This is a genomic window from Streptococcus sanguinis SK49 (assembly GCF_000212815.1).
In the GTDB taxonomy this organism is placed as follows: domain Bacteria; phylum Bacillota; class Bacilli; order Lactobacillales; family Streptococcaceae; genus Streptococcus; species Streptococcus sanguinis_C.
Window position 1 is genome coordinate 422,953 of sequence record NZ_GL890986.1, and the last position, 24,791, is coordinate 447,743.

Annotated in this window: 22 protein-coding genes; 2 read left to right on the forward strand and 20 right to left on the reverse strand. The window is 42.3% G+C overall.

The window, feature by feature from the left end; genetic code table 11:
- Window positions 1-56: 56 nt before the first annotated feature.
- The 11 genes from HMPREF9380_RS01300 to HMPREF9380_RS01250 all read right to left on the reverse strand — a co-directional run bounded on the left by HMPREF9380_RS01300 (window position 57) and on the right by HMPREF9380_RS01250 (window position 11,731).
- Window positions 57-257: a hypothetical protein gene (locus HMPREF9380_RS01300; protein WP_004193538.1), complete on the reverse strand. Its 201-nt coding sequence runs from the start codon at window positions 255-257 to the stop codon at window positions 57-59.
- Window positions 258-312: 55 nt separating this feature from the next.
- Window positions 313-1,359 (reverse strand): uroporphyrinogen decarboxylase family protein, encoded by a 1,047-nt coding sequence (locus HMPREF9380_RS01295; RefSeq protein ID WP_004193540.1) that lies wholly within the window; start codon window positions 1,357-1,359, stop codon window positions 313-315.
- A 212-nt stretch (window positions 1,360-1,571) separates the two neighbouring features.
- Window positions 1,572-2,621, reverse strand: coding sequence for an LLM class flavin-dependent oxidoreductase (locus HMPREF9380_RS01290; protein ID WP_004193542.1), 1,050 nt, complete (start codon window positions 2,619-2,621; stop codon window positions 1,572-1,574).
- Window positions 2,622-2,851: 230 nt separating this feature from the next.
- Entirely contained in the window at window positions 2,852-4,663 is a 1,812-nt protein-coding gene (gene glmS, locus HMPREF9380_RS01285) for a glutamine--fructose-6-phosphate transaminase (isomerizing) (protein WP_032907736.1), read from the reverse strand.
- Between the two features lie 199 nt (window positions 4,664-4,862).
- Complete coding sequence (locus HMPREF9380_RS01280; protein WP_004193546.1) at window positions 4,863-6,191, reverse strand: hypothetical protein; 1,329 nt, start codon at window positions 6,189-6,191, stop codon at window positions 4,863-4,865.
- A 235-nt stretch (window positions 6,192-6,426) separates the two neighbouring features.
- Window positions 6,427-7,116, reverse strand: a complete 690-nt coding sequence (locus HMPREF9380_RS01275; RefSeq protein WP_004193549.1) for a VIT1/CCC1 transporter family protein — start codon at window positions 7,114-7,116, stop codon at window positions 6,427-6,429.
- A 169-nt stretch (window positions 7,117-7,285) separates the two neighbouring features.
- Window positions 7,286-7,909 (reverse strand): TetR/AcrR family transcriptional regulator, encoded by a 624-nt coding sequence (locus HMPREF9380_RS01270; protein ID WP_004193551.1) that lies wholly within the window; start codon window positions 7,907-7,909, stop codon window positions 7,286-7,288.
- Window positions 7,910-7,948: 39 nt separating this feature from the next.
- Window positions 7,949-9,031 carry an ABC transporter permease gene (locus HMPREF9380_RS01265; RefSeq protein WP_002901578.1) on the reverse strand — a complete coding sequence of 361 codons (1,083 nt, stop codon included), beginning with the start codon at window positions 9,029-9,031 and terminating at the stop codon, window positions 7,949-7,951.
- Between the two features lies 1 nt (window position 9,032).
- The gene (locus HMPREF9380_RS01260; RefSeq protein ID WP_002901579.1) at window positions 9,033-9,749 is read right to left on the reverse strand and encodes an ABC transporter ATP-binding protein; all 717 of its coding nucleotides are present in this window, start codon (window positions 9,747-9,749) and stop codon (window positions 9,033-9,035) included.
- A gap of 154 nt (window positions 9,750-9,903) precedes the next feature.
- Complete coding sequence (locus HMPREF9380_RS01255) at window positions 9,904-10,884, reverse strand: helix-turn-helix domain-containing protein (RefSeq protein WP_002901580.1); 981 nt, start codon at window positions 10,882-10,884, stop codon at window positions 9,904-9,906.
- A gap of 19 nt (window positions 10,885-10,903) precedes the next feature.
- Window positions 10,904-11,731: an oxidoreductase gene (locus HMPREF9380_RS01250; protein ID WP_002901581.1), complete on the reverse strand. Its 828-nt coding sequence runs from the start codon at window positions 11,729-11,731 to the stop codon at window positions 10,904-10,906.
- 182 nt (window positions 11,732-11,913) lie between these two features.
- On the opposite strand from HMPREF9380_RS01250, the gene HMPREF9380_RS01245 reads away from it, so the two are divergent.
- Window positions 11,914-13,059: a low temperature requirement protein A gene (locus HMPREF9380_RS01245; protein ID WP_032907835.1), complete on the forward strand. Its 1,146-nt coding sequence runs from the start codon at window positions 11,914-11,916 to the stop codon at window positions 13,057-13,059.
- Window positions 13,060-13,172: 113 nt separating this feature from the next.
- On the opposite strand, the gene leuS is transcribed toward HMPREF9380_RS01245, so the two are convergent.
- On the reverse strand, window positions 13,173-15,674 hold the full coding sequence (leuS, locus tag HMPREF9380_RS01240; RefSeq protein WP_032907739.1) for a leucine--tRNA ligase: 2,502 nt from the start codon (window positions 15,672-15,674) through the stop codon (window positions 13,173-13,175).
- Window positions 15,675-15,838: 164 nt separating this feature from the next.
- On the opposite strand from leuS, the gene HMPREF9380_RS01235 reads away from it, so the two are divergent.
- Window positions 15,839-16,402 (forward strand): methyltransferase family protein, encoded by a 564-nt coding sequence (locus tag HMPREF9380_RS01235; protein WP_004193558.1) that lies wholly within the window; start codon window positions 15,839-15,841, stop codon window positions 16,400-16,402.
- A 67-nt stretch (window positions 16,403-16,469) separates the two neighbouring features.
- Here the strand turns inward: HMPREF9380_RS01235 and HMPREF9380_RS01230 are convergent, their stop codons facing one another.
- The 8 genes from HMPREF9380_RS01230 to HMPREF9380_RS01195 all read right to left on the reverse strand — a co-directional run bounded on the left by HMPREF9380_RS01230 (window position 16,470) and on the right by HMPREF9380_RS01195 (window position 24,776).
- Entirely contained in the window at window positions 16,470-17,564 is a 1,095-nt protein-coding gene (locus tag HMPREF9380_RS01230) for a glycerol dehydrogenase (protein WP_002903439.1), read from the reverse strand.
- Between the two features lie 47 nt (window positions 17,565-17,611).
- Window positions 17,612-18,280: a fructose-6-phosphate aldolase gene (locus HMPREF9380_RS01225; RefSeq protein ID WP_004193560.1), complete on the reverse strand. Its 669-nt coding sequence runs from the start codon at window positions 18,278-18,280 to the stop codon at window positions 17,612-17,614.
- 14 nt (window positions 18,281-18,294) lie between these two features.
- A complete protein-coding gene (locus HMPREF9380_RS01220) occupies window positions 18,295-20,736 on the reverse strand; it encodes a glycyl radical protein (RefSeq protein ID WP_004193562.1) in 2,442 nt (813 codons plus the stop codon).
- 168 nt (window positions 20,737-20,904) lie between these two features.
- On the reverse strand, window positions 20,905-22,206 hold the full coding sequence (locus tag HMPREF9380_RS01215; protein ID WP_002896657.1) for a PTS sugar transporter subunit IIC: 1,302 nt from the start codon (window positions 22,204-22,206) through the stop codon (window positions 20,905-20,907).
- 17 nt (window positions 22,207-22,223) lie between these two features.
- Entirely contained in the window at window positions 22,224-22,535 is a 312-nt protein-coding gene (locus tag HMPREF9380_RS01210) for a PTS sugar transporter subunit IIB (RefSeq protein ID WP_002896658.1), read from the reverse strand.
- Window positions 22,536-22,555: 20 nt separating this feature from the next.
- The gene (locus HMPREF9380_RS01205; RefSeq protein ID WP_002911150.1) at window positions 22,556-22,879 is read right to left on the reverse strand and encodes a PTS lactose/cellobiose transporter subunit IIA; all 324 of its coding nucleotides are present in this window, start codon (window positions 22,877-22,879) and stop codon (window positions 22,556-22,558) included.
- A 332-nt stretch (window positions 22,880-23,211) separates the two neighbouring features.
- On the reverse strand, window positions 23,212-23,703 hold the full coding sequence (locus HMPREF9380_RS01200) for a hypothetical protein (protein ID WP_002911148.1): 492 nt from the start codon (window positions 23,701-23,703) through the stop codon (window positions 23,212-23,214).
- 101 nt (window positions 23,704-23,804) lie between these two features.
- Window positions 23,805-24,776 carry a sugar-binding transcriptional regulator gene (locus HMPREF9380_RS01195; protein ID WP_002901592.1) on the reverse strand — a complete coding sequence of 324 codons (972 nt, stop codon included), beginning with the start codon at window positions 24,774-24,776 and terminating at the stop codon, window positions 23,805-23,807.
- Window positions 24,777-24,791 lie beyond the last annotated feature (15 nt).

Sequence of the window (24,791 nt, forward strand, 5' to 3'; positions counted from 1 at the left end):
CAATGAGTTGTTTTTTAGCTTTTTCATTGGACTAATTCATCATTTTAAGTAAAATTCTAATCCGACAAGAGCAGAGCAGCGATATCATTGGGCTGCATCAAGCCAGTTGACTGCTCAGGCAGTTTCTTGAGCAACTGTAAATCATCTTCTTTTTTGTCTGAAGACTGATGAGCATAAATCTGACTGATGCTCAGAAAGGTTCCTATTATCAAGAATATCAGAGCAAGAGCTGCAAGCCTTTTTTGATATCGATTCATCTATCTTCCTCCTTGAAAGAGTTGAAAATTGCTCTTTAGGACTTTAGCAAGTCCGTCAGAACTGTCTAGCAGCCTGACGGATCCAGTCCAATCTTTCTATTTCAAAATCATCTGGTACAGTACAGTCAGCCCCTAGAATCACTCCCTGACTGCCAGCTTCAGCCAGCAGCCGCTTGGTCTCAGCCTCTAACTCTGCTCGACTGCCCGTATTCAGAAGAGCTGCTCTGCCATTTTCAAAGCCGCCCAGGACAGTCTGACCGCCAAAGAGCTTGCGCCCTTCCGCTAAGCTGACCCCTTCATGATGGGTTGCCCAGTTAAAGACTTGAGCCGGATAGTCCTTGAACAGTTCCAAATCATTGCTGGCTCCTTCAAAGCCGCAGATGTGGAGGATATTCACTCCGCCAGCCGCATTAGCCACTTCCAGAACCTTAACCGTACTAGGCTCAATATAACGACGATAACTGGTCGCATCTACCCGGCTGTCTTGGACTTGCTGGGTACTGAGATAAATCCCCTCAATGCCCGTTTCCTTAATGATGCGTTTAGTCAAAATAGCAATATCGCCGGCAATGACATCTAAAACATGTCCTGTCAGCTCAGAATCCTCTGCCAGAAAATCTGCAATTTCTCTATCTCCTCGTGACCCTTCCCTGCGGAACCAGCGCTTGAGATAGGAGACCGGCGCAAAGATATTGTAGAAGGAAGCGAAGTCTTCTGGATAGCTTGCCTTTACAGCTTTAACTATCTCAATCTGCTGCTCAATCCAAGGATGATACTCTCCGATAGACTGGATAGCTGCCAAGTCCCGAATGGACTCAATATGATCCGAATAAAGCGCGCTAGGATACTTAAAGAAGCCATCGCTCATAATCTTGACAAAGTCTGGCCGTGCAGCTCGAACATAAGCAGCATGCCCCTCAACACTTTTATTGAAAATCACTGGATTATCCAGGCCCAGCATCTTTTCCTCTTGGCTTACAAAGTGAAACCAAAAACCAACAGGCACTCGGTCAACTTCTTCACCCCGAAAAGCTCTCAGCACTAATTCTTTCTTGCTGACCATTACTTCCTCCTTCTTTGAATTTGTAATATATCTTACCATCCTCTCTTTCTCCTGGGAAATATATTTTCCCTATCAGCCTGATTAAAAATATTTATCAAAGCAAAATAAAAAAGCTAGACTAAGCTAGCTTTTTCAAGGTTTTTCAGCCTCCGCTGAATAACCTTATTTTTTGTACCCTTTTTAGATAAGTACCATATATATTTTCTATAGATGAGATAGGTAATTTTTATCAAAAAACTGCTACTCCGATCTTACTTGCCCTTGGCCGCAAAATACTCCCGCACGAGCGGTGCAACCTTGGTGCCAAAGAGTTCGATAGACTGGAGAACCTGCTCATGCGGAAGCGATCCCAACGGCAGATGCAACATGAAGCGGTCCAGTCCCAGCTCCTCTATCATCTTGATCAATTTCTGAGCGACCTTTTCAGGGCTACCGACAAACATGGCCCCCTCTGGTCCTACCTGATCTAGGTATTGCTCATAGGTCATCTCCCGCCATTGAGGACGGTCCTTAGAGATAGCGTCCACTACCTGCTTGGTCGGATGGAAGTAAGTCCGGACCGCCTCCTCATTATCCTCCATGACCCAGCCCCAAGAGTGGGCAGCGATCTTCAACTTTTCATCTGAGTGGCCACTTTCCTGCCCAATCCGGCGATACGCATCCAGCAAGGGTTTGAAGCGCTTAGGCTGTCCACCGATAATGGCATACGCAATTGGCAGGCCCTTCTGGGCGACCTTAATGGTGGACTCGACATTGCCCCCCGTCGCTACCCAAACTGGCAATGTTTCTTGCACCGCCCGTGGGTAGACTTCCCGATTGTCAATAGTCTGCGTCAGCTTGCCCTTCCAATTTAGCCGAGTCTCGGCACTGGCATAGAGGAGCAGATCCAGCTTTTCATCAAAAAGCTCTTCATAATCCTTCAAGTCATAGCCAAAGAGCGGAAAGGACTCGATAAAAGAGCCACGGCCAGCCATGACCTCTGCTCTGCCATTTGACAATGCATCAATCGTCGCATACTGCTGGTAGACTCGAATAGGATCCAAGCTCGACAGGACACTGACAGCACTGGTCAGACGAATCTTCTCCGTCTTGATCGCACCAGCCGCCAGCACAATCTCCGGCGCAGAGACCGCAAAGTCCTCCCTGTGATGCTCTCCAATGCCATACACGTCCAGCCCCACCTTGTCTGCCAGCTCAATCTCTGCTACCAGCTGCCGAATCCGCTCATCATGAGTATAGGTCTGCCCTGTCCCCTCCAGCGGCGTTGTCTCTCCAAAAGTAGAAATACCTAATTCCACCATGTTTTTGTCCTCCTGATATTTAAGATAAAAACATTTTATAACTAATTAGTGATAAATACAAAAATGATGCTCATCCTATTTGTCCATCTGTATGAAATAGGATGACTGTCGTCATCATGGCTTTGCCATGGTCGAAAGAGACTTCCAAAGAGCATGGTCACAAAAATACCATACCAAAAGCCCCAGAAAAATCTGAGGCTTAGTATTATTATCAAGATTCGTTAGAAAGCTTACTCTACAGTGACAGACTTAGCCAGATTACGCGGTTTATCCACATCCAATCCACGGTGCAGGGTCGCAAAATAAGCAATCAATTGAGTCGGTACCACCATAGAGATCGGTGACAGGTAAGGGTGAACTTGGCTCAAGACAATATCGTCTCCATCCTTAGCCACATTTTCCTCAGCAATAGTCAAAACTTTGGCTCCACGAGCTACGACTTCTGAAATATTGCCCCGAGTATGGCTAGCCAAGACTTCATCAGAAAGCAGGGCCAAAACTGGTGTCTCGTCTTCAATCAGAGAGATTGTACCGTGTTTGAGCTCACCAGCAGCAAAACCTTCACACTGGATATAAGAAATTTCTTTGAGTTTTAAGCTAGCTTCCATCGCCACATAGTAGTCTTGACCACGGCCTATATAGAAAGCATTGCGAGTTGTTTCCAGAAGGCCACGGACCTTATTGTCAATCAACTCCTTTTCTGACAAAGTGGACTCAATAGACTGCGCAACTATGGACAGCTCGTGAACCAAGTCAAAGGCTGCCGCTTTTTCAGAAGCATTGGCATCACCAACAGCTTTAGCCAAGAAAGCCAAAGCAGCGATTTGAGCTGTATAGGCTTTAGTAGAAGCAACAGCAATCTCAGGACCTGCATGCAGCAGCATGGTATGATTGGCTTCCCGAGAAAGCGTAGAACCCGGAACATTGGTCACGGTCAAACTTGGAATGCCCATCTGATTCGCCTTGACTAAGACCTGACGGCTGTCAGCTGTTTCGCCAGATTGGCTGATAAAGATAAAGAGGGGCTTCTTGCTAAGGAGCGGCATAGCATAACCCCACTCAGAGGCAATGCCCAGCTCAACAGGTGTATCCGTCAGCTCTTCTAGCATACGCTTAGAAGCATAGCCAGCATGGTAAGAAGTTCCAGCTGCAAGGATATAGAGACGGTCAGCTTCCTGAACAGCTTTGACAATATCTGCATCTACTGATACTTGCCCCTTATCATCTGTATAAGCGCTGATTAGCTTACGCATCACAGTTGGCTGCTCATCGATTTCCTTGAGCATATAGTATGGATAAGTTCCCTTACCAATATCGGACAAGTCAAGCTCAGCTGTATAGCTTTCACGCTCCAGAGTATTTCCGTCATAATCCTGCACTTCCACACTGTCTTTACGGACAATAACCAGCTCTTGATCATGAATTTCCATAAACTGATTTGTCTCACGAATCATGGCCATGGCATCTGAACAGACCATATTATAGCCATCACCCAGTCCAACTAGAAGAGGTGATTTATTTTTAGCAACATAGATAACATCTGCATCTTGTGAGTCCACCAAAGCAAAGGCATAAGAACCACGGATGATGTGGAGAGCTTTTTTAAAGGCTTCTAAAGCAGACAAGCCTTCTTCTTCAGCGAATTTGCCAATCAGATGCACTGCAATCTCTGTATCTGTCTGCCCCTTGAAGTCATGACCAGCTAGATAAGTATTCTTAATATCAAGGTAGTTCTCAATCACACCGTTGTGAACCAAGACAAAACGGCCGGTCTGTGAAGTATGAGGATGGGCATTGTTTTCACTTGGTTTTCCATGAGTAGCCCAACGAGTATGTCCGATACCAGCAGTCCCAGCAACATCAATGCCAATTTTAGCATGCAGGTCAGCGATACGACCGACCGACTTGATCAGACTAGAAGTTTTTCCTGTTGTTACAAAAATTCCAGCCGAGTCATAACCTCGGTATTCCAGCTTTTCCAAGCCCTGCATCAAGATATCAGTTGCGTTGCGATTTCCGACAACTCCGACAATTCCACACATAACGTTACTTCTGATTTCTGGTCTTAGAAACCAGCCCTTCTTATTGAAAATTGGTATAGTCTTCTTGGAATCTAAAAACTCCAACAAAACTAGTATACACACTGTTTTTTGGTTTGTCAAGCATGAAATTGGTATAGTTGAAAATAAGATACGATTTTTTCTCTGCCATACAAAAGAAGTTGGGTTCCCCCAACTTCTTCTAGTTTGATTTCTCCGAATATTCTTTATATCCGTCAGTTGCAAGCTCTGCCTTCAACCCTTCATAGTCTTGAGTCCCCCAACTAGAAATTTTTTCTGCAGTTTCAAGGTCTAGATTGCCATCCTTCAATAAGTAAGCTTCATAACCATAGTACTTGTAACGTACATCAGTAGATCCACCAATTCCAGTGTGAGTTACTTTATAAACTGTAATCAGCGCAATTTTGCCAGTTGATGTTTTATCCTCACCAGGAATAACTTTTAAGTAGCTTCCCTGTGATTCCAAAACATAAGTATTAAATGAATCGTTTTTGTGTTCAGACTTGCTGTAATCTTCATTCTTCTTCAAAAGATCAGCAAAATTCTTCACATCTTTCAACTCTTTCAAACCTTCAACAGTCACTTCAACAGTCTTGCTATCAACCATTTTCCCTGAAGATTTCAGAGTATCGATATAATCTGAGCTAACGGCTAACGTTACTTTATCCCCATTTTTGAGGTTAGTAGGACGTTTACCATTTTCAAAATCGAAATAAGTTTCGTCGTCATCATTTTTGTCAATAGAGATCGTACCATAACCGTTAAATCCTGAGAAGGTTACTGGGGTCTCTTTAAGCAAATCAGCTGCTGAAACCTTTTCATAATCTTTCAAGTCTTTAACTTCGAAGGTTTTCTTTTCAGCTTTAAATGGTGAATTTTTTGAACTTGTTGTTACAGTGAAAGTAATCTTATCCCCATTTTTTAGACCAGTTGTTTTATCAAATTCATAATGAACACTATTAATCATAGCTTCTGCTTGAACTAGTTTAGAAGCCAACTTAGTGTCTCCAGATACTTGTGCGTAAGTAATAGAGTCTCTCTTAGCCAAGCCAGTTGCCTGCTCTTTATTAAAACCAGCTCTTTGGTAAGATAACTCTGCCACTTTTTCAGTAATATCTTGACTATTATAAGTCACTGTTCCAGATCCATCATAACCAGAAAATTCAACTTTTACAATGTCAATCAAACTTTTTGGTTGAGATTGAATAACATTATAACCTATAAATGCTCCCACGATAACGGCCAAAGTTACCAAAGCCGCAATAACTTCCTTCCGTTTCGTTGCAAATAATCCTTTTGCTTTTTCAACCACTTGTTGGGCATCAAACTGTTGAGCTTGACTTGCAGCCGTCTCATTTTTTACTGGCTCAGTGTTTCCCTTTTCTACCACTTCTTTAGACTGATTATCTTGAACTTGCTTATAATCTGTTGATTTTACTTCCTCGACAGGTTTGTTTTCAACCTTCTCTACCGATTCTTCATTATTCACATTATTTACCGAATCACTCATAAAAAATCTACTTTTTATTTTATTAGTATCATTATTAATATCATTCTAACAAATGAATGAATATTTGTAAATGCTTAATCAAACTTTATTGAGCCTGCATCTTTTTAAAATCCATTGATTCATGATAGACTAAACAAAAACTTTTATGGACTATTTTTAGAAAAATAATTTCATAATTAAAACTTTTATATAATTAAAAGCCAGTAAATCTACTGGCTTCAATATTTTCTACTATCTAAATTGCAAACACCTGTCCTACTGCATAGGTGACCGCCATGGTTAAAAGACCGATCACGAGGTTGCGAATCATAGCATTTTTGAGCGGTGCTTTGCCCAATCTAGCACTGGTATAGCCTGTTCCCAAGAGGGCCAAGGCCACAATCAGAACGGTTGCCCAGATACGGATAGTGGCTGGAAGCAGGATAATGGTAATCATAGGAAAAATCGCACCAACAGCAAAGGCTAAAAAGCTTGATACGGCAGCATGCCAAGGATTGGTAAACTCCTCAATCTCGATTCCATACTTTTCCTCCACCAAGGCCTCCAACGGATCCTGAAGAAAGGCCCGATTGGTCATGAGCTGGGCAGAAGTCTCACACTCGCCATTTTGAACATAGGCAGCATAGAGAGACTGCCTAGCAATATCTGGATTTTTTTCTAATAACTCCCGCTCTCTAGCAACAGCAGCTTCTTCTGTATCCTTTTGAGTAGAAACTGATACATACTCTCCGCCAGCCATAGAAAAGGCGCCCGCAAAGACTGCCGCCAAACCAGACAGAAAGATCATCCAAACATTGTCCGTCGCACTAGCTACCCCAATAACCACACCTGCTATGGAAATAATACCATCATTGGCTCCTAAAACCCCGGCCCGCAATATATTCAGCCGCCCACTAAAGTTCGTATCAATTTTATGTTCTTCCACTATTTTAATTTTCTCTTTCTTTTTATTTATAATGATTATAAATAAAACCCAAAACTAATACAAGAGAAAATCGAAAAATGAGAAAAGTTCTACTATTTAAGAGAAAGAATGGATTAATAAAAATATTTCTCAAAGATAAATCTTAAACTTCATTAATATAATGCAAGTATCATCTCCACAAGCCACCTAAGATCTGTTTTTCTATCAAATCTAAGTCTTCTTCCCTTATTTCGCCATTGTCGCTAACGATATAAAGCTGAGCGAAGTAAGCCAACAATGGACCAACACAAATACGAACCATTTGAGGAATCGTTAACTCTGGATTTACACGTGGATCTGCTAGCAATTCCTTATGAAGTACTCGAAGTTTATCTTGAATAGCATTCCAGATAAAAATCTGTTCATTTTTTAGTTTTTTATTTGAAAAACTCTCCTGCAGAATGATTTTCATCAAAGCACGATTTTTTTTGAGATAGCTCATACGATCGTGGACGAGATAACGAACCCTCTCTTCTGTCGTTTCAAAAGCTAAGAGTTCCTCAAAAAAACTACCGAAAATGCCTGGGACTACAGGATGTAAAATAGCCGTCAGTAAATCATCCTTCGTCTTAAAATACTTAAACAAAGTTGCCTGGCTTAGTCCAGCACGCTCAGCTATGTGAAGAGTTGAGGTCCCATGGTAACTCCTGGTTGATATGAGATCCACTGCTGCCTGCATGATTTTTTTCTTTCCTTGAGGGTAATTCGCTTCTTCTAAGTAATCTTCAAACGATTCAAAAACAGTCTTATCCATCTAATCTTCACACCTTTTTAGCATTATTTATGTTGATTTCTAAACTTTACGATAACGACGCAATCCAACAATATTAAGAATTGTTAAAATGATCAAGAAAACCATTAAAACACTAAGATTTGACAAAATATCACCAAGATTGTGCCCGTAAAGAATAATCTGGCTTATTGCATCACCAGAATAGGTTAATGGCAAAAATTTCCCCACAGTTGGAGCCCATTCTCCCATGGATGACAATGGAATAATTCCTGAGAAAAAAAGTTGGGGCATAATCACGAGAGGAATAAATTGCATCATTTGGAATTCTGATTTTGCTAGAGTAGACAAGAGAATTCCAAATGCCAGTGCTACAAGAGCCAGTACCACATTAACTATTATAACATTTAAAATACTTCCTACAACTTCTACATCTAGTAGCCAAATTGCTGCTAAGACGACAACTGCCGTTTGAAAAATCGCAATAATACCGTAAGACAACATATAGCCATAGACGATTTCAGATCGTTTCACTGGTGTTGCTAACAAACGTTCTAGTGTTCCACTGGTGCGTTCTTTCAAAAGCGCCATACCAGAAATCAAAAAGACAAAGAAGAAGACCACAAAGCCAATTAAAATTGGAATCATACGTGCAAAGAATCCAGTATTTTTATCTCCATATTGGTAAGATTCTTTGATTTCAGGCGCCTTTGCATCTAATTTCAATTGTGGAAGAGCTTGTTTGACACGAGATAATAACTGATTGGTGCCTTCATTGACGATACTTGTTCGTAACACTTGTCGTATCATAGATGTCTTGGAGGCATCTGTGTTTGCGTAGTCGACCTGATACTCACCGTCTTTATAAGAAATCACAGCATCGACTTTTTCATTTACTAGCGCTTCTTTGGCTTGATCTAAGCCTTGATAAATCTCGACGTCCACATGATCGAGCTCATCCATTTTCGTTACCAAACCAGTTGGTAGATCTTGTGTTGCCAACTTGACATTCACGGTTGTACTAGCTGAAAACATGAGGTTCATCAACCACATGATAAAAACAGGTGCTATAAACATCAGGGCTAGAGTTCGTTTGTCACGAAGTAATTCTTTGATGACTTTTTTTGCAATCGCTATTGTTCTCATTTTACTCACCTTCTGCTTTTAAAAATACTTCTTCAATACTTGAAACTTGATAACTTTCTTTTAAGTGTTGCGGTGTATCAAAAGCAATGATTTTTCCGCCTAATAATAAACCGACCTTATCCGTCAACTCTGCTTCATCCATAACATGGGTAGTAACTAATATCCCAACCCCATTATCTCTAAGCGCGAATAATTCTTTCCAGATTTTCTTTCGAAGAGAAGGGTCGATTCCAACTGTCGGTTCGTCCAAAATCAAGAGCTGAGGATTCCCCAGAAGTGCGATGGCCAGAGATAAACGCCGTTTCATTCCTCCAGAATAACCGGATACCGTTTTATTCAAATGCTCTGTCAAATCCACAACTTGAGCCACATGGGAAATTTCAGCTGTCAGATCTCTTTTGGATAGCCCTTTTAGCTGACCAAAAAATTCTAGATTTTCTTGACCTGACAAAGCCTCATATAAGGCATCTGACTGGGCCATATAACCAATATCTCCTAAAATATGGCGATTGGGCATAGTGTGATTTAACACTAAAGCTACGCCTCCATCAGCCTTTTCCATTCCTAACGTAGTCTTAATCATAGTTGATTTACCAGCACCAGACGGACCAATTAATCCTATAATTTCTCCTGTCTGCAATTCAAAGCTGACATGATTCAGAACTATTTGATGGTCAAAAGATTTTACTAAATCTTGTAAATGTAGTAATGTTTTCATTTACTTCCTCCTAGGTGAGTGTATACTCACTTTTTAAATCACAAGAGCTATTATAGTGAGTGTTTACTCACTTGTCAAGAAAAAAGTTGAAATTCTTTAAAAAATAAAAACACCAGATGATATTATCTGATGCTTATAATCGATATCTCTAATTTTAGGAGTGTTTCTGAATCTCTTCTCGATACTCTGAAATGGTCTTTCCTGTCCACTTTTTAAAGGCCCGCGAGAAGGAGGACACTTCGGAATAGCCCAGCAGATAGGCTACATCATCCGTTGTCATGTCAGGATTCTTGAAGTAACCAAAGGCTAGGAGCTTCTGCACATTTTGCAATTCTTGGTTAAACTTAGTGCCTTCTGCCGTCAGATTTCGTTGCAAGGTTCGGCTACTAATCCCTAGCGTCGCTGCGATATCTTCGATACCAAAGACCCCACTTGGGATCGCCTGATAGAGTTTTTGCTGAACGATACCGGTAAAACTTTCACTAGTCACGGCTTCTGCCAAGCGCTCTTTGAGTTGAGGCTCTAGGTAGTCTAGCATGACATTATTGGCAGTTAAAAATGGTTTCTCCAAATCTGACTTTTTAAAGACGACTTCATTGCCTTCCATTTTTTCCACGTGACAACCAAATACCGCAATACTCGCTTCTTCATAGACATATGGAGTCCCAACGTGTGCTGGAGTGATGTTTTCTCCTGTCCCTGTCCGAACCAAATCGACCAATAACAGCTGTTCGTTGAGGAGAGCGAAACGAGGCAAGTCAAACCCTGGATAATCATAGCGATAGCTCACACGGACTAAGTCATCAAAGGTCTCAATACAGACAACAATAGGACCTGTGATTTTCTTATATTTGGCAAAATGTTCAATCGCTGCGAGGCCATTTTTTGACGAAAGTGCCGCAAAGAAAGGTGGCATGAACATTTGAATATCCTTGATGCGGCTCATAGCGATAATCTGCTCATCATTGGCTACCTTATCAAAAGCCATCAAAAGATGGTAATAGTCCAGAGTTGAGAGGTTCATCTCTTCCTTCCATGTGGTATCTGGAAGATTGGCTAGTTCCAGAATCATGTTCAGATCTAGCCCGATCAGTTTTAAATTGTCAATATATTGCTGACTGAGATTCAGACGCATAGGGTTTCTCCTTTTTCTCTTAAGAAGCCCGCTTCATGAGGGCATCAAACCAACGATCTGGCAAGATAGCATGCAAGAATACCAAAGGTTTAGCTCCCATACCTACTAAGTAGCGGGTTTTAGGGCGATGGCTGTTGACTGCTTTTGAAATAGCGTTTGAAATAACTTTAGGATTTGACATCATATTGCCAGAGTATTGCTTACGCATCCCTTCTGCTGCCTTGGTGGCTGCTACTTCATAAGCACCACCTTTAGCTGATTCGGCCAGTTTGTCAGCAGCGATGAAGCCCCAGTCCGTTTTAATACCGCCTGGTTCGATGATAGAGACATCAATGCCATAATCAGACACTTCCATACGAAGACCATCTGAAAAAGCTTCGAGAGCATATTTGGTCGCATGATACCAAGCACCAAAGTAGGATGTCAAACGACCACCCATTGAGCCCACATTAATAATGCGACCTGATTTTTGGTTACGCATATAAGGAAGAACGAGTTGTGTCAAGCGAGCTAGACCAAAGATATTGACTTCGAACTGCATCTTAGCTTCTTCAATCGTTACATTTTCAACTGCACCATAGGATCCGTAGCCAGCATTATTGACTAAGACATCGATACGATTTTCTTTCTTGATGATGAGATTAAGAGCTTCTTTAATGCTAGCTTCATCTGTAATATCCAAACTAACTGGTGTCACGCCAAAGGCTTCAAGTGGTTTCATGGCATCCACACGGCGGGCAGCGCCATAGACAATATGACCTTCTTTAGCAAGTTGTTCAGCAGTTTGGTAACCGATACCTGATGAAGCGCCTGTGACTAAGATAACTTTTTTGTTTGACATGTTCATTTCCTCTTTTGTTTCATTTGATTGATGAGACTATTATACGATACAGAATCCGACAAGAAAATGACAGATTCTGACACGCCAATGACAATTTACGCCAAAAATTCTGGTAAAAAACAATCTGCCTCATTCTATCCATTTTCTGTTATAATAAACTGTTAGAAATTTCTATGAAAGGTCTTCTTATGTCAAATCTTATCAAACACAAACGGGTGGAGTTTAGCGAACTCTTTTATGATCTGGTCTTTGTCTACGCGATATCTAAAACGACTGCCCTCATCCATCATCTTCACCATGGTGTCTTATCCCTAGATGCCATCTTTGGTTTCCTGATGTCGCTTCTGGTTCTGGTCAATTCTTGGATGATTCAGACCGTCTACACCAACCGCTATGGAAAGAATTCTCTTTTCAATATGGTCGTCATGTTCGTCAATATGGCTATGCTACTCTTGATATCAAACATGATTACCAATGACTGGCAATCCTATTTCCATACCTTCTGCTGGACGATTGGGACACTGACCTTGACCTTATTTTTCCAATACTTGGTTGAATATCTTCGAAAATCTACAAGCTCTGCCAATCGTAAAAGCATCAAGGGGTTTCTTTGGATGACTGGTCTCAGAACTGTCCTGGTCTACCTAGCTGCTCTCTTGCCAATTCATCTTGGGATTCATGTCTACATGACTGGGATTCTCCTAACTTTTATCATGCCTGTCCTATTGACCCGAAAAGTTTCCCATTTTCAAATCAATCTGCCCCACCTGATTGAACGCATTTCGCTTTTAGTTATCATCACTTTTGGTGAGATGATTATGGGTCTAGCGGATTTCTTTACACTGCAACATTTTTCCATTCATTCTATCCTATACTTTATCATCATGGTCAACCTCTTTATGAACTATTTCGGTCAGTTTGACCATGCCATTAATGAGAAAGGGGAGAATAAAGGAATCTTCCTAATTTATAGCCACTATCCGATTTTTATCGGCTTAATTATGATCACTGTTTCCATGAGCTTTCTGGTTAATCCAGAAGCTCACCATCTCTTTGCGACTAGCTTCTTCTATGCTGGTATCGGGCTCTTCCAAGCTGCGGTCTTGTCAAATGGTCGCTTCAACAAGAGTTATCTCCGCTATAACAAGTTCTTTTATGGGTTCCAAGCAGGAATCTTCCTTCTCGGATTGGCCTTTTCATTCCTTTTTTCAGCCAGCCCAACCATCGTCATTGCTATCGCAACTCTGATGACCTTAGCAATGGAAATTCATTTTACTCATTTTTATATGACACAGACCAAGAAATTCTCAACACCTAATTGGGAATTGTTCTAACAAAAGACCTTGAGAAAATTTTCTCAAGGTCTTCTTTGTATTTGATAGCAATAGCATTTGTTGTCTAATGCAGACTTGATTGAAATCTCCTGCAAATGCAATAAGCAAACTAATTATTTCACTACAATGTTAACCAGTTTATTTGGAACACTAATCACTTTGACGATTTCTTTGCCAGCGATTTCGGACTTGATTTTTTCATCTGACAGAGCGATTTCCTGCAGTTCCTCACGGCTCAAGTCCTTAGTTACGACTAGCTTAGCACGAACTTTACCCTTGATTTGAACAACGATTTCGACCTCTGCTTCGACCAGTTTGCTTTCGTCATAAGTTGGCCAAGTTACATAGGAAATGCTCTCGCCAGTTTGAGCAACTGCCTGCCAGAGTTCTTCAGCCAAGTGCGGTGCAAAAGGCGCCAGCAATTGGATAAAGCCTTTGGCATATTCGACATAGAGCTTTTCTTCCTTGTTGGCTGCATTGACAAAGATCATGAGCTGGGCAATGGCTGTGTTAAACTTGAGCTCCTCAATCTGCTCTGTGACAGACTTGACCGTTTCATGGTAGACCTTGTCCAAAGCTCCGCTATTTTCAGTGACCAGCTCCTTAGAGTTAAGGAGACGATAAACCCGATCAAGGAACTTACGGCTGCCTTCTAACCCTTCTTCGCTCCAAGCGATAGATGCATCCAGCGGCCCCATGAACATTTCATAGACACGAAGCGTATCGGCACCATATTGCTCCACTACATCGTCTGGGTTGACTACATTCTTCAGAGACTTAGACATCTTAGCAGGCGCTTGCTCCAGTTCTTCTCCAGTTTCGATATTGAAGAAAGAACCATCGCGTTTTTCCACCTTGTCTGTCGCCACTAGAGCACCGCGACTATCACGGTAGCTAGTCCCCAGAATCATCCCTTGGTTAAAGAGTTTTTGGAAAGGCTCTTTGGTCGGAACCACTCCGATATCATAAAGGAACTTGTGCCAGAAGCGAGCGTAGAGAAGATGGAGCACGGCGTGCTCCGCACCTCCGATGTAAATATCAACTGGAAGCCAAGCCCTGAGCAAGTCTTCGTCTGCTAATTTCTCATTGTTGTGCGGGTCAATGTAACGCAGGTAATACCAGCTGGAACCAGCCCATTGAGGCATGGTGTTGGTTTCACGGCGTCCTTTGACACCATCTTCCCTAGTCACTTCCAGCCAGTCAGTCAGATTGGCCAGAGGGCTTTCACCGGTACCAGAAGGGCGTATATCCTTGGTTACAGGCAAGACAAGTGGCAATTCATTTTCAGGGACAGCTGTTGAAGTCCCGTCTTCCCAATGAATGATTGGAATCGGCTCACCCCAGTAACGCTGACGGCTAAAGAGCCAGTCGCGCAGACGATAGGTGACTTTTTCATTTCCGACACCTTCTGCTTCCAGCCAAGCAACCATCTTTTCGATAGCGGCAGCCTTGTCTAAGCCATCTAGGAAGCCAGAGTTAATATGCGGACCATCTTCTGTGTAAGCAGCGTCAGCAACATTGCCCCCCTCTAAAACAGGAATAATCTCCAAATTAAATTGCTTAGCAAACTCCCAGTCGCGCTCGTCATGCGCAGGAACGGCCATGATAGCTCCTGTTCCGTAGCTTGCAAGCACATAGTCGGCAATCCAGATTGGGATTTCCTTGCCATTGACAGGATTGATGGCATAAGCTCCTGTCCAGACACCAGTCTTATCCTTAGCCAAATCAGTCCGAGCAAGGTCAGATTTGAGACTGGCTGCATGTTTGTAGTCTGCAACTGCTTGGGCTTGTTCTGCACTTGTAATGGCATCGACGAGAGCATGCTCTGGAGCCAAAACAGCATAGGTCGCTCCAAAAAGGGTGTCCGGACGAGTCGTAAAGACGGTGAAGTCCTTGTCTGTGTCCTTAATCTTGAAGGTTACATTGGCACCGGTTGACTTACCAATCCAGTTGCGCTGCATATCCTTGATAGACTCTGGCCAGTCCAGCTCTTCTAAATCATTGAGCAAACGTTCTGCATAGGCTGTGATTTTCAGCATCCACTGACGCATAGGCTTTCGGACAACTGGATAACCACCGCGCTCAGATGTTCCGTCTGGCAGGACTTCCTCATTGGCGATAGCCGTTCCCAGCTCTTCAACCCAGTTTACTGGCACTTCAGCTTCATAAGCCAAGCCTTTTTCGTAAAGCTTTGTGAAAATCCACTGGGTCCACTTGTAGTAGTTAGGGTCAGTTGTATTAATCTCCCGGTCCCAGTCATAGGAGAAGCCAAGAGCGTTGATTTGACGCTTAAAGTTGGCAATATTTTCCGCTGTAAAGTCAGCCGGGTCATTGCCTGTATCCATGGCATATTGCTCAGCAGGCAGACCAAAGGCATCCCAGCCCATAGGATGCAGGACATTATAGCCCTGAGCTCGCTTGTAGCGGCTGAGGATATCTGTTGCCGTATAGCCCTCCGGATGCCCTACATGGAGCCCCGCGCCTGATGGATAAGGAAACATGTCTAGCGCATAAAAGTTAGGCTTGTCCTGGTCCGTACCTGTCTTAAATGTATGGTGCTCTGCCCAATATTTCTGCCACTTGGGTTCGATTTCTTTGTGATTATAATAAGCCATTCTTTTCTCCATTTTTTGTACTGTTTCTATTATACCATTTTCAAGGGATTTTGAAAGATGGAATCCAGTTTTCACTGACAAAAACTATAACTCACTTCTAAAGAGTTAATCTCTGATTGACCTCTAAAATTAAAAGTTGTATAATTCTGACCGGAGGAATAATCATGAATTTACAAACTATTTTCACTTATATTTTCTTTGTTATTTTTATTAGCACAGAAATGTGGATTAAAAATAAAACTAAGTCAAACAATGTAAACGACTCTGCAGATAAAGGGAGCCGCTACATCATTATCGGCAGTGTTATCAGCTGCTTATTTTTGATAAACGGACAATTTCTCGACTTTGTCCCCCACTTACCCAGCCTCACTATCTATCTTGGAATCCTCATCTCTCTAGCAGGGTTCGCATTGCGGGTCTATGCAGTCAATTATCTCGGAAAAAACTTCACACTGGCCGTTCAAACAACCGATAGTCAACAATTAGTAGACCATGGCCCTTATTCTATTGTAAGAAATCCTGCCTATACTGGCAGTATCTTGTCTATCCTTGGCCTATCGATTACCTCATTAAATCCTCTGACAATCATTATCAGTCTTATTTTACTCGTGTTAGGATATAGCATTCGACTTAGAGTAGAAGAAAAAGCTTTAGGCAATCACTTTGGGAAAAATTACGAAGCTTATTGCCAAAAGGTTAGATACCGAGTTTTTCCTTACATCTGGTAATCTCACCAAAAAACAAGCCACGCTATCAACCCTATTGTTGAAAGGTAGCTTGTTTTGTATTTTGCTTTTATTTATCCAAATCCCTGACATATTGGTCGACTGCTAGGATGGCACCTGCAATGTCAGAAGCTGAAATCTCAAATGGCATCTGATGAATGGTTTCGCCCTCAATCGTCGCTTGCTGACCAACTTTGAGCAAGTCTTCATAGCTGGCATTTTCTAAATGCATTTCTTTCAGAGTTGTCGGCATACCAATCTTTTGATAGAAGCGGATATATTTTTCCAATTCTTCTTTAGGTCGGTTTTCTAAGAAGAGTTGGGCCAAGGTTCCATAGGCAACTTTTTCTCCGTGGGTCAGGTGATGAATATCGCCTGTGAGAGCTGTAAAGCCGTTGTGGATAGCATGGGCTGCTGCTAAACCGCCGCTCTCAAAGCCGACGCCACTGAGAAGGGTATTAGCTTCAATGATATTTTCCAGAGCTGGGGTCACGACTTTTGCTTCACAGGCTGCAATAGCCTGCAGGCCATCTGCAAACAGTGTTTCTTCACACTTTTTCGCAATTGCTACACCAGCTAGACTCTGTCTTTGTCCCAACATGGTAGTGCCATTTTTTTGCTGGACAGCACGCGCCTCTACCCAAGTCGCTAAACCATCTGCAATCCCAGAAGCCAGAAGCCGTTTTGGCGCTCCAGCAATCACTTTCGTATCCACCAAGACGAGTTCAGGATTTTTACTATAGAAAATATACTTTTCAAAGGCGCCGTCTTCTGTATAGATAACAGAAAGTGCTGAGGTTGGGGCATCTGTAGAGGCAATGGTTGGCGCAATGACCACAGGACGTCCTAGTATGTCCGCAATGGCCTTCGCACTGTCAATGGTTTTTCCACCGCCTAGACCAATAACCAGGTCTGCTCCGTCTTTTTCAGCCAGAGCAACGACCCGATCAATTTCAGCATCAGAAGCTTCTCCGTTAAAAGCGACATGCAGCACATGAAAGCCATAACGGGTAAGGTAGTCATTGAACTTTTCCCCAACAATCTGGTAAACCATATCATCACAAAGCAAGACTGGATGGCTGCCTAACTGAAGAATCTGTTTTGCATTTTCAAACAGGGCATTTTCTCCCTGAATATAACGAGACGGGCTTGCAAAAATTCTCATAGAACACCTCTTTCATTTATTCATAAATAGAGCATTAAATATGCCTTTTAAATGCATTCCTGACTGTGAATTGCTGACCAGTCAGCAGCAAAGTCATCTACTGCCTTAGCGATAGACGGCATGGCAAAGGCTGCTGCAAAGACATCAGGTCCTGCTGTAATAGCTTGAGCCCCATCAGCAAAAGCACGATTGATTTGACCGACATTCTTAAAGGAAGCTGCCAATATTTTGCTGGTGGAATGATCCCGCTCAATCGCCTGAGCCAGCTGGCTGATGACAGCATCTGAATCAATATTGAGATTTTCCATGCGGTTATAGTAAGGAGCAAGGTAATCAGCCCCTGCTTCAATGGCTAATAGCCCTTGAAAGGTTGTATAAATGGCTGTCGCTGTAATCTTGTAACCTTCTGGTTTAAGAGTTTTGATAGCTGCCAGCCCAGCCGGTGTGACCGGAACTTTAATGTAGACAGCATTGCCGCATTTTTTTCGAATTTCAGCAGCATCTTTCAAGATTCCCTCATAATCCTTGGCAACAACCTGCACATGGATAGATGGACCTTCTCCTATGATTTCCCGAACGGCGCGAATCCGTTCAAAGAAATTTATTTTTCCTTCTTTTTTTGCGATGGTCGGATTAGAAGTCACTCCCGCCAAGGGGAGGACTTCCGACCATTTTTTTATCTCCTCTAAATTTAAGGTATCAAGCATGAATTCCATAAATTGGACCTCTTTTACAATGTGTGCTCCGTACGTCCAATAATATCATCTTGTGTCGCCTTGGAAAGCACATTGAAGAAAGCAGAGTAGCCTGCAACGCGAACAATCAAATCGCGGTGTTTTTCAGGATGCTTCTGAGCATCAATCAAGGTTTCCCGAGAAACGACATTGTATTGGATATGATAGCCATGCAGACGGTTAAAGAATGTACGAAGCAAGGCAATAAGTTTCACTTTATCTTCTTCCTTAGACAGGGTCTGAGGATTGACTTTTTGATTGAGCAGAACGCCTCCTACGATTTCGTCTGTCGGTAATTTGGAAACAGATTTCAATACAGAGGTCGGGCCGTTCTTGTCCATATTGTGGGATGGAGAGCAGCCTTCAGCGAGCGGTGTTCCGGCATTGCGGCCATCTGGTGTCGCCAAGGTACCGCGACCTTGACCTACATTGGCTGAAATAGAAGATGTTCCAGAGTATCGGATACCGCCAATTGGACCGCGGCCATAACGGGTATTTGGATATTTAGCGATTTCATCCACATAAATATCATAAGCATCTGTCACTAGCTTATCTGCGTAATCATCATCATTACCATATTTTGGTGCATCATGAATCAGCATCTCTTGAATTTCTTTACCACGCTCACCTGCATAGTCCGTTTCAAGTGCATGCCAGAGTTCAGCCGGAGTCAGCCTGCCTTCCTCAAAGACCAGCTTTTTGATAGCCGCCAATGAGTCTGATAGATTGGCAATACCGACTTGAAGACCGGAAATATAGTCATAGACAGCTCCGCCCTCTTTCAAATGCTTACCGCGTCCGATACAGTCATCTGTCAAAGCTGAGCAGAGGATATCCGGCACTTCTCTTTCAAGAGACAGGTCAATAGAATTTTCCACGATGACACTCATGCGGGTCAAATGGCGCAAGGTCTTGTCCCAAGCCGTTTGCAGCTCAGCAAAGCTCTTCATATCTTTAAAATGACCGAAGCTTGGTGCAAAGCGCTTGCCAGATGCTGGATCAATTCCATCGTTCATAGTAATCAGGAGTACCTTAGGGAAGTTCATGTAGCTCATGCCTGTACAACGGTAGCCCCATTTACCAGGCACAGCAGTTTCCACACAGCCGATAGCACTGTAATCGTATGCATCTTCTTCCAAAACGCCTTTGGCGATAAAGGACGGAATGATGATTTCATCATTATTGAAAGCCGGCATACCGAAACCAAGCTTCATGACTTCGATACACTCATTCATAAAGCGAGCATCTAAGCCTGCATGATAGCGAACAGTCAGATTCGGCTGAGGAAGATGAGTTTGAGCTACAGATTTCAAGACAAGGTAGGAAAGTGGGTTGACTGCATCTCTCTTATCTCTCGTTTGGCCACCGATTGTCACATTTTGATAAAGGGGACTGCCCGCAGATGAGAATGTGTGGGCCTGGCTGCGCACTTTATTAATGGTAATCGTCTTAATCCAGAGATTGGTTAAGCGTTCTACAATGCTAGCCTCTGTCTCACGTCCAGCTTCCAAATCCGCCTTGACATAAGGATACATGTACTGGTCAAAGCGTCCATAAGAGAGTGAATGTCCGTTGGACTCAATCTGAAGGATACACTGGATAAACCAAACAGACTGAACAGCTTCAGCAAAGGTTGATGCTGGCTCGTACGGCACTTTAGAACAGATTCTAGCGATTTCTAAGAGCTCTTGACGGCGCTTAGGCTCTGCTTTTTCAGCAAGCTGATTGGCCAAGGCCACAAAACGCTCCGCATAAGCTTTCACAGCATCTACTACGATGAAAATGGAATCATAGAAGTGGTATTTGTCAAGACTAGCCGGATCGGTCAAATCCAAGGCTTCCTTAGCTGCGCGAGCTTTTTCTTCAAAACCTTTCAGTCCATAGGCCAAGAGTTTTTGATAGTTGACCGCCAAGTGGGCGTCCCCAGAGTTCATCTTTCCTTCCATACCAAAGAAGCCAGTTTCCATATAAACCTGAACTTCCTCTGGAAGTAAAGCTCCAGCTCTCGCACGGAGGTTATTGTTTTCCCAGAAAGGAGCGATGCTGCGGAGCTGCTCTTTGGTTTCCTCTGTAATGTAGAAGACGTCTCCGTCCCGCTTCTCAAAAAGATCTAGTTCATTGAGTACAAACTCTAAAGTATACTCTGGGAAGATAGGCGCGTCTTTATTAGATGAAGCCTGATTGCCGACGATCATCGTTTCATCTTCGATATAAAGCGTCATATTTTCCAAAATCTCTTTGAGCATATAAGCACGTTTCAACACATTTGGTTTTTCCTTATGCTTATCATAAGCCTTGGTAGCTAAGACAGCGCGCTCTGCATCAATATAGGGCTTTTTATTTAAAACATCTTCCCGATACTTATCCATCCGCTCTGTTAAGCTGCCAAAATAGGCTGTTTTTATTGTTGTTTTTTCTACTTCTTTTACTTGGATCATTTGGCTACAACCTTTCTTATGAAATTCAATTTATTTCTTTCGTAACTATTGTAACATGCAAAATCCTAGAATTCAATCATTTATAGGCGATTACAGAATTAAAGATTTTTTGCACATTTGTGCCATCTGAGCCAAGAAACTTTTGTGTTTTTATTCATCAAAATCAGATTATTCTTCATTTTTCAATTCGTTATTGTAGGCAATCTTATCCTGAAACTTCACAAATGGGAAATAGACAAAGGCGGACATGGCTAAGATGACAATTTGAATGACTGCCCCTTGCCAGCCAGCGACCATAAAGCCAGAAATGATAGCCGGCGTACTCCAAGGCAAAGTCACACCTGCGAATGGCTGCATAAAGCCGACCGCAATCGCCATGTAGACAATCAAAGCAGCCAGAACCGGTACCAAAACAAAGGGCAGGAACATGACCGGATTCATCACAATCGGAAAACCAAAGACAACTGGCTCGTTGACATTAAAGATTGCCGGGAAAGCAGCAACTTTCCCCAGAGCCTTATACTGTTTGGACTTGGCAGCAAAGAGCATGGCCACGACCACTCCGAAAGTAATACCGGATCCCGATAAGATAAGAAAACTATCCAAGAACTGTTGGGTCACAATATGAGCGCCTTGACTAACGGACAGCTTATCTGCAGCAAGCAGGGCCTTATTGGCATCTAGATTTGACAGTAGCAAAGCTGTTACGACACCATTAACAACGGACTGACCGTGGACGCCGAACCACCACAGGAAAGAAATAAAGAAAGCAATACCGATAGCTCCATACAGAGAGCCTGTCAGACCTTGCAGAGGCACCTGAATGACATCGTAAATCATCTCAATAAAGGTACCGCCACCTGTCACTATCTTGGCAATAATATAAACAAGCATTGACAGCAAGAAAATAACGAAAGCAGGAATCATGGCTTCAAACTGCTTGGCAATCGCTTGAGGAACTTGCTCTGGCATTTTGATGACAATATGCTTTTGAATGAAAATCGTATAGATACTGCCAACTGCCAAACCAATAAGAATGGCCCCAATGATTCCTTGACCGCCAAACCAGACCTTGGCAATCGCATCTGCAATCGCTTCACCCTTTTCTGGTATGTAGGAGGATTTCAAAAGGATAAAGAAAGAAGAAAGAGACAACACCCCTGCCGGCAGAGGCTCTACACCACTGTTCTTAGCATAAGAATAGCCAATTGAAAAACAGGAAATCAGCCCCATAATGGCAAAGGTACCTGAATAAACCTGCATAAACGGTTCTGTCCAGTCAGCCCCAAACACACCAGCAATGGCTTGATTTAGACCTTCAAACGGCAATTGCCCTACAATCAAGAATAGACTTCCCACAACTGTAAGGGGCAAAATTGCCAACATACCATCTTTTAAGGCGATAATCCCGCGCATATTGACAAACTTCATAATCGGCGCAATGATTTTTTGAGTATCCACTTTAGACATAACGAAGCTCCTTGATTTTAATGTTTATCCAACAAACTCAAAGCGAGATTTAACACTTTTTCGCCATCTAGCATACCGTAATCAGCCATCGGAATAACTGCAATCGGAGTATGGCAGCTGTCGCAAATAGCTGTAGATTTGTCCAGAGTATAAGCTACCTGCGGGCCCAATAAAGCGACATCCAGATCCGCTGCATAATCAGCCAACTTAGCCTGAGAGTAGGCTTCAATCTCAGCTTCCAGCCCTTTTTCAGCTGCAGCTATTTTCATATTGTTGACCAACATTCCTGTTGAAAAACCTGCCGCGCAAAACAAACCAATCTTAACCATCTTTTCATCCTCCTGATGATTTATTTTTCCCCTTGTAATTCTCTTCTCAAGTCGATGATTTCTTTGATGAGGTTAATCTCTGTAATGCTAGTCATCAAATGATCTTGAGAATGAACAAACAGTGCTGTAATCTCTGTTTTCGTTCCTCCAGCTTCCTGAGCTAGAAACTGTGTCTGCAAGTTATGAGCCTCTAACAGCGCCTTATCTGCCAGCTCAATCTGCTCATCGCATTCTGAAAACTTACCATCTTTAGCTAGTGATAAAGCTTGATAAATATGCTGCTTGGCATCACCAGCGTCTAAGATAAGACCCATGATAATTTGATCTGCTACAATCATTTCCATATGCTACAACCGCTCCTATCTTTATAATTAACAAAAACCTGTTCTTTTGTTTGAAAGTGATTTATTTTTGTTTGTAACTAGAATGTATCACCTTTATCTCAGTCCGTCAATATATTATAGAACAAATTAGCTTATTTAAATTATTTTGCACATTTGTGCAGGACAAAAACTCCCCCCATAAAGGACAGTTCTGTACAGCTGTATTCATCTGCGATTCAAAGGCACTCTATATTAGATAAGAACGATAAGCAGATTCGGCACAAAAAAGAAGCAGCAGCTATTTGCTTCTACTTCCTCATATATGCTATTTTAAGAAACCGAAACTTATCTTTTTATACGGCCTTCTCAATTTCCTTTGCTATTTTACTTTTCCGCAATTTCCTCTGGAGGATGTATTTCAATAAAACAGCAGGATTCAGACTGTAGGATAATTGCCATTTAAAATAATTAATCCACTCGATGACAGCAAAAAACCAAATTGCTACAGAGATTATGAAGGTGGAAAAATCACTGGAATTAAAAATGATTATCAGGGTTCCCACACCCAGTAAAATAAGGTCTAAAATCTTTAGTACCCTGTAAATCTTGCCTGTATATCTTTCAGCAAATCTTGGATTGGAAATCCTTTTTATCAAAAGCCACCAAAAAACAGAGCCCTGTATCAGAATAAAACTCAGTACAAACAAGGAGAAAGAAATAGAAATCAAAGCTCCAGTAGTAAGAATCCATCTTTTGAGCAGGAAAAAATTCAGCCAAAATACTAGTACAGCGACTAGCTCTCCTGTGGCTAAACTAACCAATTTTTGTTTCATCGGCTTTTTCAAATCAACAATCCACCTCCATACATAGCTGCAAATCCACTATTAAAAAATAGGATTCCTAAATTTAGTTTTGGAAATCTCTTGCACCTGAGATGCCGCTACTATCAAGAAGTGAAGAAACTCCTATCTCCATCCAAGTCAAGCATTTTTAGAATCGTCGCTTCATCCGTAACCAAATGATTGACATAGCCAGCTCGCAACACCGCTAAGATAGCAGCAGATTTTTGACTGCCATAGGCAAAGGCCAGACTAAGCGGCACCTTTTTCAAATTTTCCAAAGAGATGGCAATCGTTCGATTTTGCAAATGCTGGTAGACCATATCCCCTTTTTTATTAAAGAAGCGACAGCAGATTTCTCCGACAGCATCCTGACTCTCTAGAGCAAGAAAATCCTCTGAAGTCAGCATGTCCAGCCATTGACGATTTCTCGTGTCAACCTGCCCGCCAATACCAACCACAGCCACATCTAGCTCCTGCCAGCTGCTTTTTAGATCTTCAAAATATTTAGAATCTAAAATTCCATTTGCTAGTTGCTCATCTTCCTGAATAATCGTGGAATTCATAAAACGGCAGTCCCCATGGTATTTTCCAGCCATGCTATAGATGAGGGTGTTCACATGGTAGCGTGCATGGATATGACTGGGACCACCTGCCAAAGGAAAGAAATGAACATTTGTCAAATGCTTGCTGCTGGAGTGCTCTACTAAAAGGCTCAAGCTCTTTCCCCAAGAAAATCCCACTTTATCATTGTCTTTAATCAGGCCGCGCAGCATACCTGCAGCAGCTTGAGCCAACCTCTCTTCCAGGTCTGCTGGAGATTCATCTACTAAGTTACTGACAATTTCTATTCCCTTGAGCCCGTATTTTTCTTTTACATAGTTTTCCAAATGGAACAAGCGGGTATCGAAATCTTCAATCTCAATCTTCACAATGCCTTCTTTTTTAGCTTCTGCCAGCATTCGGCTGATAGTGGTGCGATAAATCCCTGTCTCAGCCGCAATGTCAGACTGGCTTCTTTCTTCGATATAGTAGAGATAAGCAATTTTTGCCAATAGTTTTTTTCTTTCATTTTTCATCTTATCTCCTTCTCT

What these genes read in the sequence shown, in the direction of transcription:
- HMPREF9380_RS01300 (WP_004193538.1), bottom strand. Translation starts at nt 257, where the DNA reads ATGAATCGATATCAAAAAAGGCTTGCAGCTCTTGCTCTGATATTCTTG.
- HMPREF9380_RS01295 (WP_004193540.1), bottom strand. Translation starts at nt 1,359, where the DNA reads ATGGTAAGATATATTACAAATTCAAAGAAGGAGGAAGTAATGGTCAGC.
- HMPREF9380_RS01290 (WP_004193542.1), bottom strand. Translation starts at nt 2,621, where the DNA reads ATGGTGGAATTAGGTATTTCTACTTTTGGAGAGACAACGCCGCTGGAG.
- glmS (WP_032907736.1), bottom strand. Translation starts at nt 4,663, where the DNA reads ATGTGTGGAATTGTCGGAGTTGTCGGAAATCGCAACGCAACTGATATC.
- HMPREF9380_RS01280 (WP_004193546.1), bottom strand. Translation starts at nt 6,191, where the DNA reads ATGAGTGATTCGGTAAATAATGTGAATAATGAAGAATCGGTAGAGAAG.
- HMPREF9380_RS01270 (WP_004193551.1), bottom strand. Translation starts at nt 7,909, where the DNA reads ATGGATAAGACTGTTTTTGAATCGTTTGAAGATTACTTAGAAGAAGCG.
- HMPREF9380_RS01265 (WP_002901578.1), bottom strand. Translation starts at nt 9,031, where the DNA reads ATGAGAACAATAGCGATTGCAAAAAAAGTCATCAAAGAATTACTTCGT.
- HMPREF9380_RS01260 (WP_002901579.1), bottom strand. Translation starts at nt 9,749, where the DNA reads ATGAAAACATTACTACATTTACAAGATTTAGTAAAATCTTTTGACCAT.
- HMPREF9380_RS01255 (WP_002901580.1), bottom strand. Translation starts at nt 10,884, where the DNA reads ATGCGTCTGAATCTCAGTCAGCAATATATTGACAATTTAAAACTGATC.
- HMPREF9380_RS01250 (WP_002901581.1), bottom strand. Translation starts at nt 11,731, where the DNA reads ATGAACATGTCAAACAAAAAAGTTATCTTAGTCACAGGCGCTTCATCA.
- HMPREF9380_RS01245 (WP_032907835.1), top strand. Translation starts at nt 11,914, where the DNA reads ATGTCAAATCTTATCAAACACAAACGGGTGGAGTTTAGCGAACTCTTT.
- leuS (WP_032907739.1), bottom strand. Translation starts at nt 15,674, where the DNA reads ATGGCTTATTATAATCACAAAGAAATCGAACCCAAGTGGCAGAAATAT.
- HMPREF9380_RS01235 (WP_004193558.1), top strand. Translation starts at nt 15,839, where the DNA reads ATGAATTTACAAACTATTTTCACTTATATTTTCTTTGTTATTTTTATT.
- HMPREF9380_RS01230 (WP_002903439.1), bottom strand. Translation starts at nt 17,564, where the DNA reads ATGAGAATTTTTGCAAGCCCGTCTCGTTATATTCAGGGAGAAAATGCC.
- HMPREF9380_RS01225 (WP_004193560.1), bottom strand. Translation starts at nt 18,280, where the DNA reads ATGGAATTCATGCTTGATACCTTAAATTTAGAGGAGATAAAAAAATGG.
- HMPREF9380_RS01220 (WP_004193562.1), bottom strand. Translation starts at nt 20,736, where the DNA reads ATGATCCAAGTAAAAGAAGTAGAAAAAACAACAATAAAAACAGCCTAT.
- HMPREF9380_RS01215 (WP_002896657.1), bottom strand. Translation starts at nt 22,206, where the DNA reads ATGTCTAAAGTGGATACTCAAAAAATCATTGCGCCGATTATGAAGTTT.
- HMPREF9380_RS01210 (WP_002896658.1), bottom strand. Translation starts at nt 22,535, where the DNA reads ATGGTTAAGATTGGTTTGTTTTGCGCGGCAGGTTTTTCAACAGGAATG.
- HMPREF9380_RS01205 (WP_002911150.1), bottom strand. Translation starts at nt 22,879, where the DNA reads ATGGAAATGATTGTAGCAGATCAAATTATCATGGGTCTTATCTTAGAC.
- HMPREF9380_RS01195 (WP_002901592.1), bottom strand. Translation starts at nt 24,776, where the DNA reads ATGAAAAATGAAAGAAAAAAACTATTGGCAAAAATTGCTTATCTCTAC.